Below are 19,261 nucleotides of genomic sequence, written 5' to 3' on the forward strand. Positions count from 1 at the left end.
CTCTATGCGCCTCGCCCCACACTGTCATTCCGGGGCGACTGCGCGCCTTCGCGCAGGCGAACCCGGAATCTCCACCAATTTTGCGCTGAACATTCCGGGATTCCGGGTTCGCACTGCAGCGGCTTCGCCGCCTTCGTGCGCCCTCCGGCCCACCAATTGGTGTGCGGGAGAATGACGGCGGCGAACCACAACGCAAATGCCCGGCACGAGGCCGGGCATTGCGAAACTCGAAAGCTCTGAAGAACGAAGCTGCGCGGCTTACGCGGGCACGGTGTCCGGGAACACGGCTTCGATCTTGGTCTTCAGCGTCGCCGCGTTGAACGGCTTGACGATATAGTTGTTCACGCCGGCCTTCTTGGCGGCAATCACGTTCTCGGTCTTGGACTCCGCCGTGATCATGATGAACGGGGTCTGCGACAGGTTGGGGTCGGCGCGGACTTCCTTGAGCAGGTCGTAGCCCGTCATCGGCTCCATGTTCCAGTCGGAAATCACCAGGCCATATTTCTTGGTGCGCATCTTTTCCAGCGCCATCGAACCGTCGCTGGCATCGTCGATGTGTTCGAAACCAAGCTGCTTCAGAAGATTGCGAATGATGCGGATCATGGTGTTGTAATCATCCACCACCAGCACCGTCATCGACAAATCAACCGCCATCTTCATTCCTCCTGAGGCACGATACGCAAATGCAAAAATGATATTTGCCGTCAGGCAAACCGTTCCCGACCGGGATTGGCGAGTATAGCTGTCCGCGGCCCGGAGCAAGAATTAGCAGCCTGGGTTAAATTTCCAGTTAACCGCCCTGTGGCACCAAATTGGTCAAATTCGAGGAGAAAGCCGATTTTACCTTCGCTTGACTTCGAGGCAGCGCGCGCGCCACGCTCCCTTACCCGCCAAAACCACCAACGAATCCAATCATGACGACTACTTTCCGCGTGATCCGCGACACAACGCCTGCCAATGCCATCCCGCACGGATGCGTCGTGGCCATGGGCAATTTCGACGGCGTCCATCTCGGCCACCGCGCGGTCATCGGCGCTGCCTTGCGCATGGCCGAACTGCATAAAACAAGCGCTTTGGCGGTGACCTTCGAGCCGCACCCGCGCAGTTTCTTCAGCCCGAACACACCGCAGTTCCGGCTCTCCGACGAAGCCGCCAAGCTGCGCCTGCTGGCAGGAACCGGCCTCGCCGGCGCCGTCGTCATGACCTTCGACAAGGGACGCGCCAGCACCACGGCGCAAGATTTCATTCACCACGATCTCATCGAGCGTCTCGGCATCAGCGGCATCGCCGTCGGCTATGATTTTCATTTCGGCAAAGGCCGCGTCGGCTCTCCCAGCCTACTGGTGAATGAAGCCCCGCGGCTCGGCATCGAGGTCGATGTGCAGCCGCATATCGATATCGATGAGCGCCCGGTGTCATCGACGGCCATCCGCATGGCCTTGGCCGAGGGCCAGGTGACCGAGGCCACGGAGATGCTGAACGGCCCGTGGTTCATTACCGGAGAGGTGATCCACGGCAAGAAGCTCGGTCGCGATCTCGGCTATCCCACCGCCAACATTCGCCTGAATGCCAATTGCGGCCTCAAGCACGGCATCTACGCCGTGCGGGTCGGCCGCGGCAACGAGCGCTTCGACGGCGTTGCATCCTTTGGTCGCCGCCCGACCTTCGACAACGGCGCGCCTCTGCTCGAAGTGTTCCTGTTCGACTTCAAGGGCGACCTTTACGGCCAGGCACTGGACGTCGCCTTCATCGCCTTCATCCGCGATGAAATGAAATTCGAGGGCATTGAACCGCTGATCCGCCAGATGGACGACGACAGCGCCAAGGCGCGGGCCGCGCTGGCGGCCGCGCCGGATGCGTTTCCAAAGCTGGGAGACATCGACTGACCAGGACCGAAAAGCAGAAAATGCTGGCGGGCGAACTCTATCGCCCCGGCAGCCCCGAACTGGTCGCCGACGAGAAGGCCAACAAGGCCTGGCTGGCGAAATACAATGCGCAGCTGGACCGGCCGGTGGCCGAACGGCGCGAACTGCTCGCGGAGCATTTCGGCAAGGTCGGCGCCGACTGCGTGATCCGGCCACCGTTCTTCTGCGACTACGGCTACAATATCCATCTCGGCGACAACGTCTTCCTGAATTTCAACTGCGTGATCCTGGACGTCGTCGCGGTCACCATCGGCGACCGGACGCAAATCGGCCCCGCTGTGCAGATCTACGCTGCCGACCATCCGCGGGACGCCGAAACCCGCCGCAGCGGGCTGGAATTCGGCCGGCCGGTCAAAATCGGCGCCGATGTCTGGATCGGCGGCGGGGCCATTATCGTCCCCGGCGTGACCATCGGTGACGGCGCCGTGATCGGTGCTGGCAGCGTGGTGACCCGGAACGTCGCCCCGAACCAGACGGTAGCCGGCAATCCGGCGCGGCCGATCGGCAAGCAGGCCTGACCGGCGTCAAAACCCCGTTAGGACGCTTTGCGATCCCTGTTCCGGCTGCTATTGAGTGCCGGATGTCTGCACGGCGCCCCATCATAAGCATTATCGGCCCGGCTTCCGCCTGAGCTTCGCTCGGCGCAAGACCGGGACCGTCCAGTTTTCATCGCGTTTTCACGCGTTTCAGCGCCATTCGAGCAAGCCAGAGCCATTATGTCCGAGAAGCCCAAGTCCGACTCCCACGACTATTCGAAAACCCTCTACCTGCCGCAGACCGAATTTCCGATGCGCGCAGGCCTGCCGACCAGCGAGCCGAAAATGCTGGCGCGCTGGAACGAGATCGACCTCTACGGCAAGCTCCGCGAGACCGCGAAGGGCAAGCCGAAATTCGTGCTGCATGACGGCCCGCCCTATGCCAACGGCAACATCCATATCGGGCATGCGCTCAACAAGATCCTCAAGGATGTGGTGACCAAGAGCCAGCAGATGCTGGGCTTCGACTCGAATTACGTGCCCGGCTGGGACTGTCACGGCCTGCCGATTGAGTGGAAGATCGAGGAAGAGAACTACCGCTCCAAGGGCAAGACCAAGCCGAACTTCAAGGACGGCGCGGCGATGATCGCGTTCCGCCAGGAATGCCGTGCCTATGCCAACAAGTGGCTCGACATCCAGCGCGAAGAATTCAAGCGTCTCGGCATCATCGGCGACTGGGCCGGCCGCTATGCGACGATGGACTATTTCGCCGAAGCGCAGATCGCGCGCGAGCTGATGAAGTTCGCCGCCAACGGCACGCTGTATCGCGGATCGAAGCCGGTCATGTGGAGCGTGGTCGAGAAGACCGCGCTGGCCGAAGCCGAAGTGGAATACGAAGACTACACGTCCGATGCAGTGTGGGTGAAATTCCCCGTCGCTGCCGAATTCGGCCGCCTCGCCAAGGCTGCGGTCGTGATCTGGACCACCACGCCGTGGACGCTGCCGGCCAACCGCGCCATCTCGTTCTCCAGCAAGATCGCCTATGGCCTCTATGAGGTCACCGAGGCGCCCGAGGACAACTGGTTGAAGACCGGCGATCTCCTTATCCTCGCCGACGCACTGGCCGAGGGCGTGTTCAAGCAGGCCCGCGTGACGTCCTGGAAGAAGAGCAGCGAACTGTCGTCCGACATCCTCGAGGATCTGGAATGCCGGCATCCGCTGAAGGGTCTCGCCGGCGGCTATGACTTCATCGTGCCGCTGCTCGACGGCGACCATGTCACCGACGATGCCGGCACCGGCTTCGTGCATACCGCGCCCAGCCACGGCCGCGACGACTTCGATATCTGGACGTCGAATGGCCGCCAGCTCACCGAGCGCGGCATCGCCACCACAATCCCCTACACTGTCGACGAGAACGGCACGCTCACCGAACAGGCGCCGGGCTTCACCGGTGCACGTGTGCTCAATGACAAGGGCGAGAAGGGCGACGCCAACGAAGCCGTCATCAAGGCGCTGGTCGAGCGCGGCATGCTGGTGGCGCGTGCGCGCCTGAAGCATCAATATCCGCATTCCTGGCGCTCCAAGAAGCCGGTGATCTATCGCAACACGCCGCAGTGGTTCATCGCGATGGACAAGGACATTTTGGAAGTGAACGCTTCCGGCAAGCCGGGAGCTATGGCGGACGACGGCAAGGCGAAGCCCGGCGACACGCTGCGTCACCGTGCCCTCGAAGCCATCAAGATCACGCGATGGGTGCCGGCCACCGGCCAGAACCGCATCAACGGCATGATCAACACCAAGCCCGACTGGGTGATCTCGCGCCAGCGCGCCTGGGGCGTTCCGATCGCGGTATTCGTGCGCGAGAAGGGCGACGGCTCCGCGGAAATTCTGATCGATGACGCCGTCAATCTGCGGATCGCCGAAGCCTTCATGAATGAAGGCGCGGACGCGTGGTATGCCGAAGGCGCCCGCGAACGCTTCCTCGGTTCGCTCGCCAATGAAGCGTGGAAGAAGGTCGACGACATCTGCGACGTCTGGTTCGACTCAGGCTCCACACACGCCTTCGTGCTCGAAGACCCCCTGCACTTCCCCGGCCTTGCGGGCATCAAGCGCAAGGTCGAGGGCGGCCAGGATACGGTCATGTATTTGGAAGGCTCCGACCAGCACCGCGGCTGGTTCCAGTCGTCATTGCTGGAGAGCAGCGGCACCCGCGGCCGCGCGCCCTTCGACGTCGTGCTGACTCACGGCTTCACGCTCGACGAAAACGGCCGCAAGATGTCGAAATCGATCGGCAACACGATCGAGCCGCAGAAGATCATCAAGGACTCCGGCGCCGACATCCTGCGGCTCTGGGTCTGCGCCACCGATTATGCCGACGACCAGCGCATCGGCGCGGAGATCATCAAGAACACCATCGAGACCTATCGCAAGCTGCGCAACAGCGTGCGCTGGATGCTCGGCAGCCTCGCGCATTTCCACGATGAGGAGCGCGTCAGGGCAGACGATATGCCGGAGCTCGAGCGGCTGATGCTGCATCGTCTCGCGGAAGTCGATGCGGTGGTGCGACAGGCCTATATCGATTTCGACTACAAGACGGTGGTGGCCACACTCGCCGCCTTCATGAACACCGAATTGTCGGCCTTCTACTTCGACATCCGCAAGGACACGTTGTATTGCGACGCGCCATCGTCGGTGACACGCAAGGCGTCGCTGACCGTGATCGACTACCTGTTCCGCTCGATCGTAACCTGGTTCGCGCCCATTCTGAGCTTCACCGCCGAGGAAGCGTGGCTGTCGCGCTATGGCAGCGCGGCCGTATCGGTGCATCTCGAACCGTTCCAAAAGACTCTGCCAGCATGGCGTAACGAGGCGCTCGCCGCGAAGTGGGACACCATCCGCAATGTGCGCCGCGTCGTCACCGGCGCGCTGGAAGTGGAACGCGCCGCCAAGAACATCGGCTCGTCGCTGGAAGCCTCGCCGCTGATCCATGTCACCGACAAGGCGATCTTCGCTGTACTGGCTGACGTCGATCTCGCGGAGATCTGCATCACCTCGAATGCGATGCTGACCAATGCCGAAGCGCCGGCAGGCGCCTTCACGCTGAACGACGTGCCCGGCGTGGCCGTGGTGGTCGAAAAGGCCGTCGGCACCAAATGTGCGCGGTCGTGGAAGATCCTGCCCACCGTGGGCGAAGACAAGGACTATCCCGACGTCACCCCGCGCGATGCGCAGGCGCTGCGGGAGTGGAAGGCGCTGGGAGTGGCTGTTTGAAACCAGTCGTCCGCTCCGGGCTAATCGCAGCCATTGTCGTCCTGATCCTCGATCAGGCGTCGAAGCTGTGGCTGCTCTATGGCTTCGATCTCGGCCACCGCGGCCTGGTCCAGATCACGCCGTTCTTCGACCTGGTCCTGGCCTGGAATACCGGCATCAGCTACGGCTGGTTTTCCGATTCGGGGCCCACAGGCCAGGTCGTGCTGGTGGCCATCAAGGCGATTGCGGTGGTGGCGCTGGCGGTCTGGATGGCGAAATCGGAGACCAGACTGGCCACCATCGGGCTCGGGCTGATCATCGGGGGCGCGATCGGCAATGCCATCGACCGGTTTGCCTATGGCGCCGTGGTCGATTTCGCCCTGCTGCACGTCGAAATCTCCGGCAAGACCTACAACTGGTACGTGTTTAACCTTGCCGACGTCGCCATTGTTGCCGGTGTTGCGGCCCTGCTGTATGACTCTTTCTTCACGGTACCCGCCGCAAAAGCGCCCTGATCCCAGCCGATACGCAAGGCCAAGGGCGATACCAGCGGAACCGCATCAGGGTTTTCGGATTCTTGCCGATCCGCCAGATATTTGAACAGGATGAACACGATGCGCGAGACCGAAACCGGTTGGGCTCTGCACACTTCATCGGGCGCCTGGATGCGCGCCCTGCGGCTCACCGCCGTTGCCCTTAGCGTTGGTCTCGTGATGTCCGCTGGCGTCGCACGCGCCCAGGATGCCGAGGAAGAGGACCAGCCGTTCGAGCAGAAGGTCATCAAGCAGATCATGACCGGTCTCGGCGGCACCAATATGGAAAACACCGGCATCGACTACCGCGAGCGTTCGCCGCTGGTGGTTCCGCCGAAGATCGACCTGCCGCCGCCGGATGCCAAGGGGCCCGCACCTCTCGCGAACTGGCCCAAGGATCCGGATGTGCAGCAGCGCCGCGCCGCCGCCGCCAATGCCAAGACCGGACGTCCTGAGGAAGTGCTGGAAGCCGCACGACCACTGACCCCGCGCGAAATGGCCCCGAAGCGCGCACGTGGTGCGTCTGCCGCCGTGGACAACTCCTCGCCTGGCGATCCGAACAAGAACATCGTGCTGAGCCCGAAACAGCTCGGCTATGAAGGCGGCCTGTTCAAGAACATGTTCGGCAGCAACAAAGGTGAGACCGCCCAGTTCACAGGCGAGCCCACCCGCGATTCGCTGACCCAGCCGCCGGCCGGTTACCAGACGCCTGCCTCGGGCTATGCCTATGGCACCGGGCCGAAGGAAACCATGAAGAACGATTACAATCTCAACCCGATGACGGGCAAGTTCTGATCGCGGCGCTCCCGTTGCGCCGCCAATCCAAAGACGTCCTTTTACAGCGATCGACTTGCACGCGCGGATACGTCCGGCGCGACTGCTTGCCCACGCTTTTTACGATGCCGCCTTTCCCCATGCTTTGGAGCTGTTAGCCCCGCCATGACCTCATCATTCCGACTTGCCGCACGATCCGTCGCAGTCGTCGCCTTGCTGCTGGCTCCTGTCTTTGCGATATCGGGCACCCACGCGCAAACGGTGACATCGAAGCCGCCGACCACTTTCAAGCTCGCCAACGGCATGCAGGTCGTCGTGATCGAGGATCACCGCACGCCCGTCGTGACGCAGATGATCTGGTACAAGGTCGGTTCCGCCGACGAGACACCCGGCAAGTCGGGGCTGGCGCATTTCCTCGAACATCTGATGTTCAAGGGCACCGCGAAACATCCGGCCGGCGAATTCTCGCAGACGGTGCAGCGCATCGGCGGCAACGAGAATGCCTTCACGTCCACCGATTACACCGGCTACTACCAGCGGGTCACCAAGGACCAGCTCGGCAAGATGATGGAGTTCGAAGCCGATCGGATGACCGGCCTCGTATTGAAGGACGAGAACGTGCTGCCGGAGCGCGACGTCGTGCTCGAAGAATACAATATGCGCGTTGCCAACAGCCCGGATGCGCGGTTGTCCGAACAGATCATGGCGGCGCTCTATCTCAACCATCCCTATGGCCGGCCGATCATCGGCTGGCATCAGGAAATCGAGAAGCTCGATCGTGAAGACGCGCTCGCCTTCTACAAGCGCTTCTACGCTCCGAACAACGCAACGCTGATCATCGCAGGCGACGTCGACGTGGAAGAAATCCGCCCGATGGTGGAGCGCACCTATGGCGTCGTCCCGGCGCAGCCATCGATACCCGAGCGTCGTATGCGCCCGCAGGAGCCGACGCCTGCCGCTCCCCGCGCCGTGACCCTTTCCGATCCGCGCGTCGAACAGAGCAGCGTCCGTCGCTACTACCTCGTACCGTCCGCTACCACCGCAGCTGCCGGCGAAAGCCAGGCACTCGATGTCCTCGGCCAATTGATCGGCGGCGGCGCCAATTCGTATCTCTACCGTGCGTTGGTGGTCGACAAGCAGCTCGCGATCAATGCCGGCGCCAGCTATCAGGGCACGGCACTCGACAGTGCGCAGTTCATGATTTCCGCTTCGCCGCGGCCCGGCGTCGATTTCGCCGAGATCGAAAAGACGATGGATGCCGTGATCGCCGATCTCGCAACCAGCCCCGTTCCGGCTGCCGACCTCGAACGCGTGAAAACGCAGCTCGTCGCCGAAGCTATCTATGCGCAGGACAATCAGGCCTCGCTGGCCCGCTGGTATGGCGCAGCCCTCACCACCGGCCTCAGCGTCGAGGACATTCGCAGCTGGCCCGACCGCATCAAGGCGGTGACGGCCGAGCAGGTGCGCGCCGCGGCGCAAGCCTGGCTCGAGAAGAAACGCTCGGTCACCGGCTACCTGGTCAAGGATACATCTGCGCCGAAGCGCGAGGAGAAGCGGTCGTGAACATGATCACCAGCGCACGGCGCATCGGCCTCGCCTTCGCGGCAGCCCTCTCCTTCACATCACTGACAGCGGCACCATCGCATGCCGCGGCTAAGATCCAGCATCTGGTCACGCCTGGCGGTATCGAAGCCTGGTTCGTGCAAGACGCGACCGTCCCTTTGATTGCCATGGAATACGCCTTCGGCGGCGGCGCGGCGCAGGACCCCAAGGACAAGTCCGGCACCGCCAACATGGTCGCCAGCCTGATGGACGAAGGCGCGGCTGACCTGGATTCCAAGACCTTCCATGAACGTCTGGATCGTCGCGCCATCGAACTCAGCTACAACGCCCAACGTGATTACTTCCGCGGCTCGCTGCGCATGCTGAAGGACAATCGCGACGAAGCCTTCGATCTGCTGCGGCTGTCGCTGACGCAGCCACGCTTCGACAGCGCCGATGTCGAGCGCATCCGCGCGCAAATCCTGTCCGGATTGCGCCGCGAGACCACCAATCCGAGTTCGATCGCCACCCGCAAGTTTCTCGAACTGGCCTTCGGCGATCATCCCTACAGCCGTCCATCGAATGGCAGCCTCGCTGAAGTCCCTGGCATCACCATCGACGACATCAAGGCCTACAAGGCGCGTGTCATCGCCAAGGACACGCTGAAGGTGGCCGTGGTCGGCGACGTCGATCCCGCAACACTGAGCAAGCTGCTCGACCAGACCTTCGGTGGCCTGCCCGCAAAAGCCAGCCTGCCCCCGGTGCCCGAGATTGTCGCGACCAAACCGCCGCAGAAGAGCTTCGTGACGCTCGATGTGCCGCAGACGGTCATCACCTTCGGTAGTCCCGGTATCAAGCGCGATGATCCAAATTTCATGGCCGCCTATATCGTTACGCATATCCTGGGCGGCGGCACGCTGTCGTCACGGCTGTATCACGAGGTGCGCGAGAAGCGCGGCCTGGTCTATGGCGTGTCCGGCTCACTGCTGTGGATGGCGCATTCCGGCATCTATATCGGCAACACCGCGACCCGCGCCGACCGCGCCACCGAAACCATCGATACCGTGACCAGCGAAGTAAAGCGCATGGCCGAGCAGGGTCCGACCCAACAGGAGCTGGACGAAGCCAAGTCGTATCTGAAGGGTTCGCAGATGCTGGCGCTCGATACGTCATCAAAGCTTGCCGGCGCGCTGCTGCAGTATCAGCTCGACAGACTGCCGATCGATTACATCGAGAAGCGCAACGCCGTGGTCGATGCGGTAACGCTGGATCAGGCCAAGGCGGCGGCGAAGAAGCTGTGGGCCGATGGTCTGCTGACGGTGGTTGTCGGCCGCGCGCCGCAAGCGGCGGCAGCGCCATTGGTGCCGGCGCCAAAGGCGAACTGAGGCGCCGATATGCGGATTGCCGTGATCGGTGCCGGTGCGGTCGGTTGCTTCTACGGCGCCATGCTGCTGCGTGCGGGTCATGACGTCACGCTGATCGGACGGCAGACGCATGTCGACGCCATCAATGCGCAGGGGCTTTATTTCGAAAGCCCGATCTTCACCGGTTTCATTCCCGCAAAGGCCGCGACTGATATCGCGGATCTGACACCGCCCGATCTCGTGCTGTTCGCCGTCAAATCCGGCGATACAGACGATACCGCAGCAGCGCTGAGGCCCATTCTCAAGCCGGATACGATCGTACTGAGCCTGCAGAACGGCGTCGACAATCCACAGCGCTTGCGTGCCATCGTCAGCCAGCCGGTGATTGCCGCGGCGGTCTATGTGGCCGCGGAGATGCCGGCCGCGGGCCATATCAAGCATAACGGGCGCGGGGAGCTGGTCATCGGCGCGTCACCCCAAAGCGAAGCCCTGGCAAAGCTGCTATCCGACGCCAGCGTGCCTACCACCATCGCCGACGATATCGACGCGGTACAATGGTCTAAGCTGATCAACAATTGCGCCTATAACGCATTGTCGGCAGTAGCCGGCATCGCCTATGGCGAGATGTTCAAGGTCGACGGCGTCCCTGATATCGTGACCAACGCCGTCGTCGAATGCTTGGAGGTAGCGCGCGCCTGCGGCATATCGCTGCCAGCCGACCTCCTCGACAAGACGCTCGCCCTCGCCGCCAGCATGCCGCTTCAGCAATCGTCGACGTCGCAGGATCTCGCCCGCGGCAAGCCGTCGGAGATCGACTTCCTCAACGGCTTCATCGTCCGCAAGGGCGCCGAACACGGGATTCCGACACCGACCAACCATGCCCTGCAGGTGATGGTGAAACTGGTCGAGCGCAGCGGGTCGCGCCGCGCGTAGCGGCACAGCTGCCTCTGCACATCCGCGCGGGATGTGCTACGGAGACACCATGCTCCGGATTACGCGCTCCATAGCCATCGCCGAAGACGATATCGACATCGTGTTCGTGCGCGCGTCCGGTCCCGGCGGCCAGAACGTCAACAAGGTCTCGACCGCCGCGCAACTGCGCTTCGATACGACCAAGCTGACGCTGCCGGAGGACACCGCGATCCGGCTGCGCACGCTCGCCGGGCAGCGCATGACCAAGGACGGCGTGATCGTGATCCACGCCCAGCGCTTCCGCACCCAGGAGCGCAACAAGGCCGATGCCATCGAGCGGCTGGTCGAACTGATGCAGGAAGCCGCCTTCCGGCAAGCGCCGCGGCGGGCGACCAAGCCGACGCTGGGCTCCAAGATGCGCCGCCTCGACGGCAAGAAGCGCCGCAGCGACGTCAAGGCCGGCCGCGGCGGGCGTTTCGACGACTGAGCGGCGCCCCACACAACAAGCCAGACCACTTTTTCAAGGAATTTCCCGATGGCCAAACCCGTTCATTCGATGATCCGCGTGCTCGACGAAGCGCGCGCGCTGGACTTCTACAAACGCGCTTTCAGGCTCGAGATTGCCGAGCGCATCGCATTTCCCGACTTTGCGCTGATCTATCTGCGCCACCCCTCCTCGCCCTTCGAGCTCGAACTGACGGTGAATTTCGGCCGCACCGAGCCCTATATGCTCGGCGACGGCTACGGCCATCTCGCGGTTGTCGTAGACGACGTGGCCGCGGAACATGCCCGATTCGAACGCGAGACTCTCGCGCCCGGTCCGCTGCGGGATTTCAAGCATGAGGGCCGCACGCTGGCGCAGTTTTTCTTCGCCACCGACCCCGACGGCTACAAGATCGAGGTGATCCAGAAGGGCGGCCGATTCGCTTAAAGCGTTTTCGAGCAAAGTGGATACCGGTTCGCGTCAAGAAAACGCGTCAAAACAAAAAGCCAGAACCGGGGAAAAGCGAGTTGCGGCGGGGACATCAGGCACCCGGGGCCATAGAATGGCGCTTCAGGTTCCCTACATAACCCCGACCCGTCACCACGCCCCGAGATCCATGCCCGTTCGCCAGCTCCCAGAAACCATCGTCAACCGCATCGCCGCCGGCGAGGTGGTCGAGCGGCCGGCCAGCGTGGTGAAGGAGCTGGTGGAGAATGCCATCGATGCCGGTGCCTCCCGGGTCGAGATCTTCACCGACGGTGGCGGCCGGCGGAAGATCGCCATCACCGACGATGGCGGCGGCATGACCCATTCCGATCTCGTGCTCGCGATGGATCGCCACGCCACCTCGAAGCTCGATGACGAGGATCTGTTGCAGATCCGCACCCTCGGTTTTCGCGGCGAGGCGCTGCCCTCCATCGGCTCGGTGGCGCGGCTGAGCATCACCACGCGCCACGCAAGCGAGCCCCATGCCTGGTCGCGCACTGTCGATGGCGGCGAGAAATCTGACATCGCACCCGCCGCGCTGTCGCAGGGCACCCGCGTCGAGGTCAGCGATCTGTTTTACGCGACCCCTGCCCGGCTGAAATTTCTCAAGACCGACCGCACCGAGGCCGAAGCGATCCGCGAAGTCGTGCGCCGCCTCGCCATGGCGCGGCCGGACATCGCCTTCACCATGGCCGGCGAGGAACGCGCGCCGGTGACATGGGCGGCTGCGCTACCCGGTCCGGCCGGACAGTTGACGCGGCTAGGCGATATTCTCGGACCCGAGTTTCGTCTCAGCGCCATCGAAGTGCGTAGCGAGCGCGAAGGAGTGGTGGTTGAAGGTTTTGCTGCCGCGCCATCGCTGACCCGCGCCAATGCGCTTGGACAGTATCTGTTCGTCAATGGCCGGCCAGTGCGCGACAAACTGATCATCGGTGCGGTGCGCGCTGCCTATTCCGACTATCTGCCACGCGACCGCCATCCGATCGTCGCGCTGTTCGTGACGCTCGACCCGCAGGAGGTCGATGCCAATGTGCATCCGGCCAAGACCGAAGTGCGTTTCCGCAATGCCGGACTGGTGCGCGGGCTGATCGTGCATGCGCTGAAAGAAGGCCTCGCCCGTGAGGGACGCCGCACGGCAGCCAATAGCGACGGCGCCGTGCTGGACTCGTTCCGCCCCAACTTCGCACCCAATTTCGCGCCCCGTGCGAATGCGAACTGGGACTGGCAGCGCTCGCCGGCCTATCCGGTCAATCCAGTGCCGGGGTTCGATGGTTCGGCGGCGTTTGCCGAGCGGAGTCAGGCGGCCTTCGATGTCGGCACGCCATCCGCCGATGTCCGTTTCGAGGAAGCACCGCAGACCGACCTGATCGACCGCCCGCTCGGTGCCGCGCGCGCGCAGGTGCATGAGAACTACATCATCGCGCAGACCCGCGACGGCATGATCGTGGTCGATCAGCATGCCGCGCATGAGCGCATCGTCTATGAGCGACTGAAGGCGTCGCTGGCCGCCAATGGCGTGCAGCGGCAGATCCTGTTGATCCCGGAGATCGTCGAGCTCGACGAAGCCATCGTGGAGAAACTGTTCGATCGCGCCGAGGAACTTGCGAGCTATGGCCTCGCCATCGACAGTTTCGGCCCCGGCGCCATTGCCGTGCGCGAGACGCCGTCACTGCTCGGCAAAACCAATGCCGCGTCGCTGCTGCGCGATCTCGCCGAGCATATGGCGGAGTGGGACGAAGCCCTGCCGCTGGAGCGCCGCCTGCTGCATGTGGCGGCAACCATGGCCTGCCACGGCTCGGTGCGCTCAGGCCGCCGCTTGCGGCCCGAGGAGATGAACGCGCTGCTGCGCGAGATGGAAGACACACCGAATTCCGGCCAGTGCAACCACGGCCGGCCGACTTATGTCGAGCTGAAGCTCAGCGATATCGAGAAGCTGTTCGGGCGACGGTAGGCTTCTTGCTTATCCCTCCCTCAAGCGTAGCGAAACTGCGCGCAGTGGGGAGGGAGAAGAAAGCGCTCACGTATATTTCGGATCGCGTTCCAAGAGCTCGATCGACACGCCCTGCGGTGCGCGGATGAAGCAGATGCGCAGGCCCGGCTTGAGCGTATGCGGCTCCTTGGTGAACTCCACGCCCTTGGCCTTCAGCGAGGCAGCCACGGCATCGATGTCCTTCACCTTCAGGCCGAAATGATCGAGGCCCTGATAGGGCGTCGCCGGCGGCGGGTTGACGCCCATCTCCGACGTCACCGGGGCGAGGAAGATCATGCCGCCGCCAAGCCTGATATCGATGCGGCCGGGCGCACGCAGGATTTCCGCACCGAGCATGTCGGCGAACCACTGCGCGGTGGCTTCGGTGTCCGGCGTACGGATATGGACGTGATCCCAGGTGTATTCGATCGCAGACATCGGCGGCTCCTTTTGACGTCTTCTTACAAAGATCGCAGAAACGTAAACTCGGTATCGTCATAGGCGCGGCGCTCGAGTTCTTCGAAGCCCTCGGGCGCAGCGAACGCCGCATCCTTCGCCTCTTCCACCACAAGCAACGCGCCCGGCGTCAGCCAGCCACCATTGCGCAGCGAGTTCAGCGATTTCTCGGCGAGCATCATGCGATAGGGCGGGTCGAGGAACACCAGCGAGAACGGCTCGACCGGATGGGCGGGGCCGAGATCAGCGGCATCGCGGCGATACACTTTGGTCACGCCGCCAAGACCGAGCGCTTCAACATTGTTGCGCAACAGCGCGCGCGCTTCGGAACCGTTGTCCACGAACAGCGTGAACTTTGCGCCGCGCGACACGGCCTCGATGCCGAGCGCGCCGGTGCCGGCAAACAGATCGAGCACGCGCGCGTCCGCGATCGGATTCTCATAGGCGTGGATCAGGATATTGAACAACGACTCGCGCAGTCGATCCGCCGTGGGACGGATCGCCTGCGTCGTGGGCGATGCGATGTTGCGGCCTTTCAGCCGGCCACCGACGACACGCATGGCCTATTCGTCCCGCGGCTTCAGATCGCGCTTGCCGTGGTAGCCGCGCTTCGGCTTCTTCGGCGGCCCCCCGAAGGTGGCCGCGTCCTCGTTGCGCGCACGCGACTCTTCCGAGCCGGCGCGCTGCACGAGAATGCGACGGCCCTTGCGGTCTTCCACCGTGGAGCGCTTCAGCACCGGCTTCTTCACGATTACCGGATCGAGCGACACATCGCCCTTGCTAGGCAACTGCCGACCGAAATCGGCGCCCGAAGCATCCGCTATCTTCTCGCCAAGCTGCTCGCGCAGCACGCGGGTCTTCACTTCGTCGACCTGGCCCTCTTCGATCTCACCGAGCTGGAACGGCCCGTAGGAGATACGGATCAGGCGGTTCACTTCGAGACCGAGATGCGCGAGCACGTTACGCACTTCGCGGTTCTTGCCTTCGCGGATCGCAAACACCAGCCAGACGTTGGCGCCCTTGTCGTGCTCCAGCGTGGCATCGATCGAACCGTATTTGACACCGTCGACTTCGACGCCATTCTTCAGTTCGTTCAACTGCGCCTGCGTGACTTCGCCATGCGCACGCACGCGATAGCGACGCAGCCAGCCAGTCTCAGGCAGTTCCAATGTCCGCGCGAGGCCGCCGTCATTGGTCAGCAGCAGCAAGCCTTCGGTGTTGAAATCCAGCCGGCCGATGGAGATCAGGCGCGGCAGGCCTTCGGGCAGATGATCGAACACCGTCGGCCGTCCCTCGGGATCGGCATGGGTCGTCATCAGGCCGCGCGGCTTGTGATACAGGAACAGGCGCGTGCGCTCCGGCGCCGGCAACGGCTTGCCGTCAACGGTGATGACATCGTTGGTCGAGACATCGAGCGCAGGCGAATTGATCACGCGGCCATTGACCGCCACGCGACCCTGCGTGACCCATTCCTCGGCGTCGCGGCGCGAGCACAGGCCCGCACGTGATACGACCTTGGCGATACGCTCACCGGCTTTCTTGGCAGCGGGAACGCGCGCAGGACGGCGCTGCTCGGAATCACGCTCGCGATATTCACCGCGGCCACCGAAAGCAGGACGCTTTGCGAAAATCCTGCTGTCGTCCTCGTTCTCGCGGCGCGGACGATCGTCACCGTCGCGAACCTCGCTACGACCATGCTCCTGCCAATCCATGCGACCACGGGGCTCGCGCGGACGATCGAAACTCGGGCGATCCTCGCGCGGACGCGAGAAACGCGGACGCTCGCTATCGCCGCGCTCGGGCCGATCGTCACGCGGACGATCAAATTTGGGTCTGTCGAATTTCGGCCGATCGAAATTGCGCGCGCCGTCACGCGGTGGACGCGCATTGCGGCTGCCACGGTCGTCCGAACCGCCTTCGCGCTTCTGCCAGGGCTTCTGTTCGCTGCGATCAGGGCCGCGCTCGAAGTCACGTCCACCACGATCTCCGCGATCAGGACGATCCCCAAAGCTCTTGCGCGGACCGCCGCGATCCGGCGCACCACGGGAGAACTTCTTGTCGCCGCCAAATTTCTTCTCGGCACTGAAAGGCCGGTCGCCGCGGGGGCGATCACCATCGCGCGACGGGCGCGGGCTGAATGGACGGTCGCCCTGCGGCCGATCGCTGCGATCACGCTGGGGACGATCGTTGCGATCACCTTGCGGCCGATCGAAGCGCGGACGCGGACGGTCACCATCGCCACCGCGAAAACCTTCGCCGCGCGGGGTGTAGGGGCGTTTCTCTCCGCCACCATCACGCGACGCATAGGGCTTCTTGTCGCCAAACTTCTTGTCAGAGAAACGTCCGGCCGGACGCGCATCGCTGCGGTCACCACGCGGGGCGCGGTCGTCGCGGTTGAAATTCGGACGGTCGCCACGCGGTGCGTCTCCGCGCGGGCTGTAGGGACGTTTATCGCCACCGCCGCCGGCGCGCGGTGTATAGGGCCGCTTCTCGCGGTCCCCGAAATCCTTGCGCGGACCGCGATCGGGGCGGTCACCACCACCGCTGCGCGCGGGACGGTCGTCGCGGTTGAAGCGGGCCGGACGCGCGTCGTCACGATCGCGACGCGGCGCATCGCCGTAGTCACGGCGCGGTGCGCGGTCGTCATCGCGCTTGCCGGCATAGGGCTTGGCGCCGAAGGACTTGCCGCCGGAAGACTTGCCGCCAAAGGAGCGCTTCTCGCCACCTGCGCCCGCCGGTTTCGGCGCGTAGGTGCCATCGCGCTTGGCGAATTTCTTCTCGGGTCCGCGAGCGGCACCGGAGCGGCCTTTGCCGGCCCCGCCTTTGCCACCGGGTGGCCGGCCGCGCGAGGGGCCGTTGTTTTTGTCGTTGTCGCGGGGCATGAAGGGTCTCACTGCAGCGGAAGCTGAATTGGGTTGAGCAGTGCGGACAGGGTTCGCGGGCCGAAAATGCGCGCTCATTGGGGCGCATTCTCACGCAAAACCAGTATCCACTTTTGCTGAATGCAACTCCGTAGCAGAGTTTTGCGCAGGAAACGAGCCGTTGACCGCACCTTCTTTCATGGATTTGGCGCTGAAAGCGGCCGAAAGCGCCGGAAACGCCGGCGAAGTCCCCATCGGCTGCGTCATCGTAGGAAATAACGAGGTGATTGCCAGTGCCGGCAACCGCACCCTCCGGGACCGCGACCCGACCGCCCATGCCGAAGTCCTGGCGATCCGGGAGGCCGCCGCCAGGCTCGGCAGCGAACGGCTGGTCGACTGCGATCTCTATGTGACCCTCGAGCCCTGCACCATGTGCGCGGGGGCCATCTCCTTCGCCCGGATCCGGCGGCTGTATTACGGAGCTGTCGATCCCAAGGGCGGCGGGGTCGATTCCGGCGTGCGGTTCTTCGCGTCACCGACCTGCCACCACGTGCCGGAGGTCTATCCGTCCTTGGGAGAAACCCAGTCTGCCACGCTGTTACGAGAGTTTTTTAAAGCGCGGCGCTGAGGCTTTGCTGGCAGCAATATCGATAGGAACGCGGGTCACTTCGTGCCCGTCTTCGTGAATCACGCAAATATAGCGCGCATGGTCCTGATGCGTCGCAGGGCGCGCGCTGACTTCATCGGCAATCACATAAGCCTGTGCAACGGCTTCGGCGTCACTGCGCAGCTCCTGACCAGCGTGGTCGCGCTGCGTCGTGCCGTTCTTGAGGTCGAAATAATAGTGCGCCATGGGTACCTCACAGCCCCATCAACACGCCATGCAACCTTCGGTTCCCCAAGAGGAACCCCTGGATACCTTTACTTGCCCTTGCGCTCCCGCGCCACCGCCTGCCAGCCGATATCGCGCCGACAAAAACCTTCCGGCCAATTGATCAGGCCGATGGCTTCATAGGCACGGCGCTGGGCCTCGCCGACAGTCTTGGCCGACGCGGTCACGTTGAGGACGCGCCCGCCATTGGCGAGAATCCAGTCGCCGGACGCCTTGGTCCCGGCGTGAAATACCTCGACGCCCTCGATCTTCTCGGCCCGGTCGAGGCCGGCGATCCGGGTGCCCTTTTCATAGTCGCCGGGATAGCCCTTGGCGGCCATGACCACGGTCAGCGCCGGATCCGGGAACCAGCGCAGATCGAAATTCTTGAGCTGCCCGTCGCAGGAAGCGATCAGCGCCGGCAGCAGATCCGACATCAGCCGGACCATCAGAACCTGCGTCTCGGGATCACCAAACCGCGCATTGTATTCGATCAGCTTCGGGCCTTCGTCGGTGATCATCAGGCCGGCGAACAGCACGCCTTTATACGGCGTGCCCATCGCGCTCATGGCGCGCAGCGTCGGCAGGATGATCTCGTTCATGGTGCGATCGCGGATCGCATCAGTAAACACCGGCGCCGGCGAATAGGCGCCCATGCCGCCGGTGTTCGGCCCCTTGTCGCCATCGAAGGCGCGCTTGTGATCCTGCGCCGCGACCAGCGGCAGTGCATGCTCGCCGTCGCAAAGCACAAAGAACGAGGCTTCCTCGCCGGTCATGAATTCCTCGACCACCGCTTCCGCACCGGCTGCGCCGAAGCCGCCGCCCAGCATCATGTCGATGGCGTCTTCCGCTTCCTTCAGCGTCATCGCAACGACCACGCCCTTGCCGGCGGCAAGACCATCGGCCTTGATCACGATCGGCGCACCCTGCGCGCGGATATAGGCCTTGGCGACATCCGCATCACTGAAGCGCTCATAGGCCGCGGTCGGAATGTTATTGGCCTTGCAGAGATCCTTGGTGAAACCCTTGGAGCCTTCGAGCCGGGCGGCGGCCTTGCTCGGCCCGAACGACTTGATACCGGCAGCAGCCAGATCGTCGACGATCCCCGCCGCCAGCGGCGCTTCGGGGCCGACCACGACGAAATCGATCTTGTTGGTCCGGCAGAAATCGATCACGGCCGCATGGTCGGCAACATCGAGGGCCACGCATTCGGCCTCCCGGGCAATGCCGGCATTACCTGGCGCGCACCACAATTTGGTCAGCAGTGGCGAGGACGCGAGTTTCCACGCCAGCGCGTGTTCGCGGCCACCGGAACCAAGGAGGAGAATGTTCATGGGAGACTGCCAGACCGGGTTTTTT

General features: G+C 63.5%; 18 protein-coding genes. 12 read left to right on the forward strand and 6 right to left on the reverse strand.

Annotated features, from left to right (window positions below):
* Positions 1-258: 258 nt before the first annotated feature.
* The gene (locus CIW50_RS14320; protein WP_089263591.1) at positions 259-654 is read right to left on the reverse strand and encodes a response regulator; all 396 of its coding nucleotides are present in this window, start codon (positions 652-654) and stop codon (positions 259-261) included.
* A gap of 260 nt (positions 655-914) precedes the next feature.
* On the opposite strand from CIW50_RS14320, the gene CIW50_RS14325 reads away from it, so the two are divergent.
* From CIW50_RS14325 to mutL, 11 genes are all read left to right on the forward strand, one after another.
* Positions 915-1,886 carry a bifunctional riboflavin kinase/FAD synthetase gene (locus tag CIW50_RS14325; protein WP_149531900.1) on the forward strand — a complete coding sequence of 324 codons (972 nt, stop codon included), beginning with the start codon at positions 915-917 and terminating at the stop codon, positions 1,884-1,886.
* A complete protein-coding gene (locus CIW50_RS14330) occupies positions 1,883-2,443 on the forward strand; it encodes a sugar O-acetyltransferase (protein ID WP_149531901.1) in 561 nt (186 codons plus the stop codon). The genes CIW50_RS14325 and CIW50_RS14330 overlap by 4 nt, the downstream gene beginning before the upstream one ends.
* Before the next feature lie 198 nt (positions 2,444-2,641).
* Entirely contained in the window at positions 2,642-5,671 is a 3,030-nt protein-coding gene (gene ileS, locus CIW50_RS14335; RefSeq protein WP_149531902.1) for an isoleucine--tRNA ligase, read from the forward strand.
* Positions 5,668-6,165, forward strand: coding sequence for a signal peptidase II (gene lspA, locus CIW50_RS14340; protein ID WP_149531903.1), 498 nt, complete (start codon positions 5,668-5,670; stop codon positions 6,163-6,165). Before ileS ends, lspA begins: the two co-directional genes overlap by 4 nt.
* 99 nt (positions 6,166-6,264) lie before the next feature.
* Positions 6,265-6,978 carry a hypothetical protein gene (locus tag CIW50_RS14345; protein WP_149531904.1) on the forward strand — a complete coding sequence of 238 codons (714 nt, stop codon included), beginning with the start codon at positions 6,265-6,267 and terminating at the stop codon, positions 6,976-6,978.
* 144 nt (positions 6,979-7,122) lie between these two features.
* Positions 7,123-8,520, forward strand: coding sequence for a M16 family metallopeptidase (locus CIW50_RS14350; protein WP_149531905.1), 1,398 nt, complete (start codon positions 7,123-7,125; stop codon positions 8,518-8,520).
* Positions 8,521-8,522: 2 nt separating this feature from the next.
* A complete protein-coding gene (locus CIW50_RS14355; protein ID WP_149532099.1) occupies positions 8,523-9,884 on the forward strand; it encodes a M16 family metallopeptidase in 1,362 nt (453 codons plus the stop codon).
* 9 nt (positions 9,885-9,893) lie between these two features.
* Positions 9,894-10,796 (forward strand): ketopantoate reductase family protein, encoded by a 903-nt coding sequence (locus CIW50_RS14360; RefSeq protein ID WP_149531906.1) that lies wholly within the window; start codon positions 9,894-9,896, stop codon positions 10,794-10,796.
* Positions 10,797-10,845: 49 nt separating this feature from the next.
* Entirely contained in the window at positions 10,846-11,262 is a 417-nt protein-coding gene (gene arfB, locus CIW50_RS14365) for an alternative ribosome rescue aminoacyl-tRNA hydrolase ArfB (RefSeq protein WP_149531907.1), read from the forward strand.
* Between the two features lie 48 nt (positions 11,263-11,310).
* Positions 11,311-11,706, forward strand: coding sequence for a VOC family protein (locus CIW50_RS14370; RefSeq protein ID WP_149531908.1), 396 nt, complete (start codon positions 11,311-11,313; stop codon positions 11,704-11,706).
* Positions 11,707-11,875: 169 nt separating this feature from the next.
* Entirely contained in the window at positions 11,876-13,696 is a 1,821-nt protein-coding gene (gene mutL / locus CIW50_RS14375; protein WP_149531909.1) for a DNA mismatch repair endonuclease MutL, read from the forward strand.
* A 66-nt stretch (positions 13,697-13,762) separates the two neighbouring features.
* Here mutL and CIW50_RS14380 read toward each other — a convergent pair whose 3' ends face one another.
* From CIW50_RS14380 to CIW50_RS14390, 3 genes are read right to left on the reverse strand one after another with little or no spacing between them, the layout of a single operon-like run.
* A complete protein-coding gene (locus tag CIW50_RS14380; protein WP_149531910.1) occupies positions 13,763-14,152 on the reverse strand; it encodes a VOC family protein in 390 nt (129 codons plus the stop codon).
* A gap of 23 nt (positions 14,153-14,175) precedes the next feature.
* On the reverse strand, positions 14,176-14,730 hold the full coding sequence (gene rsmD / locus CIW50_RS14385; RefSeq protein WP_149531911.1) for a 16S rRNA (guanine(966)-N(2))-methyltransferase RsmD: 555 nt from the start codon (positions 14,728-14,730) through the stop codon (positions 14,176-14,178).
* 3 nt (positions 14,731-14,733) lie between these two features.
* Positions 14,734-17,052, reverse strand: coding sequence for a pseudouridine synthase (locus CIW50_RS14390; protein WP_149531912.1), 2,319 nt, complete (start codon positions 17,050-17,052; stop codon positions 14,734-14,736).
* Positions 17,053-17,212: 160 nt separating this feature from the next.
* Here CIW50_RS14390 and CIW50_RS14395 point away from each other — a divergent pair, with 160 nt between their 5' ends.
* Positions 17,213-17,659: a nucleoside deaminase gene (locus CIW50_RS14395; protein WP_172980333.1), complete on the forward strand. Its 447-nt coding sequence runs from the start codon at positions 17,213-17,215 to the stop codon at positions 17,657-17,659.
* Here CIW50_RS14395 and CIW50_RS14400 read toward each other — a convergent pair.
* The gene (locus CIW50_RS14400; RefSeq protein WP_149531913.1) at positions 17,630-17,884 is read right to left on the reverse strand and encodes a DUF6894 family protein; all 255 of its coding nucleotides are present in this window, start codon (positions 17,882-17,884) and stop codon (positions 17,630-17,632) included. The two genes, CIW50_RS14395 and CIW50_RS14400, sit on opposite strands and share 30 nt — an antisense overlap.
* A gap of 68 nt (positions 17,885-17,952) precedes the next feature.
* The gene (gene purD / locus CIW50_RS14405) at positions 17,953-19,236 is read right to left on the reverse strand and encodes a phosphoribosylamine--glycine ligase (protein ID WP_149531914.1); all 1,284 of its coding nucleotides are present in this window, start codon (positions 19,234-19,236) and stop codon (positions 17,953-17,955) included.
* Between the last annotated feature and the right edge of the window lie 25 nt (positions 19,237-19,261).

Origin of the sequence: Tardiphaga sp. P9-11 (assembly GCF_008329525.1) — a bacterium.
Taxonomy (GTDB): Bacteria; Pseudomonadota; Alphaproteobacteria; order Rhizobiales; family Xanthobacteraceae; genus Tardiphaga.

Excerpts from the sequence above, each read along its gene's own strand:
- rsmD (WP_149531911.1), bottom strand. The coding sequence starts at position 14,730 with ATGCGTGTCGTCGGTGGCCGGCTGAAAGGCCGCAACATCGCATCGCCC.
- arfB (WP_149531907.1), top strand. The coding sequence starts at position 10,846 with ATGCTCCGGATTACGCGCTCCATAGCCATCGCCGAAGACGATATCGAC.
- purD (WP_149531914.1), bottom strand. The coding sequence starts at position 19,236 with ATGAACATTCTCCTCCTTGGTTCCGGTGGCCGCGAACACGCGCTGGCG.
- CIW50_RS14370 (WP_149531908.1), top strand. The coding sequence starts at position 11,311 with ATGGCCAAACCCGTTCATTCGATGATCCGCGTGCTCGACGAAGCGCGC.
- CIW50_RS14380 (WP_149531910.1), bottom strand. The coding sequence starts at position 14,152 with ATGTCTGCGATCGAATACACCTGGGATCACGTCCATATCCGTACGCCG.
- CIW50_RS14355 (WP_149532099.1), top strand. The coding sequence starts at position 8,523 with ATGATCACCAGCGCACGGCGCATCGGCCTCGCCTTCGCGGCAGCCCTC.
- CIW50_RS14350 (WP_149531905.1), top strand. The coding sequence starts at position 7,123 with ATGACCTCATCATTCCGACTTGCCGCACGATCCGTCGCAGTCGTCGCC.
- CIW50_RS14325 (WP_149531900.1), top strand. The coding sequence starts at position 915 with ATGACGACTACTTTCCGCGTGATCCGCGACACAACGCCTGCCAATGCC.
- CIW50_RS14390 (WP_149531912.1), bottom strand. The coding sequence starts at position 17,052 with ATGCCCCGCGACAACGACAAAAACAACGGCCCCTCGCGCGGCCGGCCA.
- CIW50_RS14320 (WP_089263591.1), bottom strand. The coding sequence starts at position 654 with ATGGCGGTTGATTTGTCGATGACGGTGCTGGTGGTGGATGATTACAAC.
- CIW50_RS14360 (WP_149531906.1), top strand. The coding sequence starts at position 9,894 with ATGCGGATTGCCGTGATCGGTGCCGGTGCGGTCGGTTGCTTCTACGGC.
- ileS (WP_149531902.1), top strand. The coding sequence starts at position 2,642 with ATGTCCGAGAAGCCCAAGTCCGACTCCCACGACTATTCGAAAACCCTC.
- mutL (WP_149531909.1), top strand. The coding sequence starts at position 11,876 with ATGCCCGTTCGCCAGCTCCCAGAAACCATCGTCAACCGCATCGCCGCC.
- CIW50_RS14400 (WP_149531913.1), bottom strand. The coding sequence starts at position 17,884 with ATGGCGCACTATTATTTCGACCTCAAGAACGGCACGACGCAGCGCGAC.
- CIW50_RS14345 (WP_149531904.1), top strand. The coding sequence starts at position 6,265 with ATGCGCGAGACCGAAACCGGTTGGGCTCTGCACACTTCATCGGGCGCC.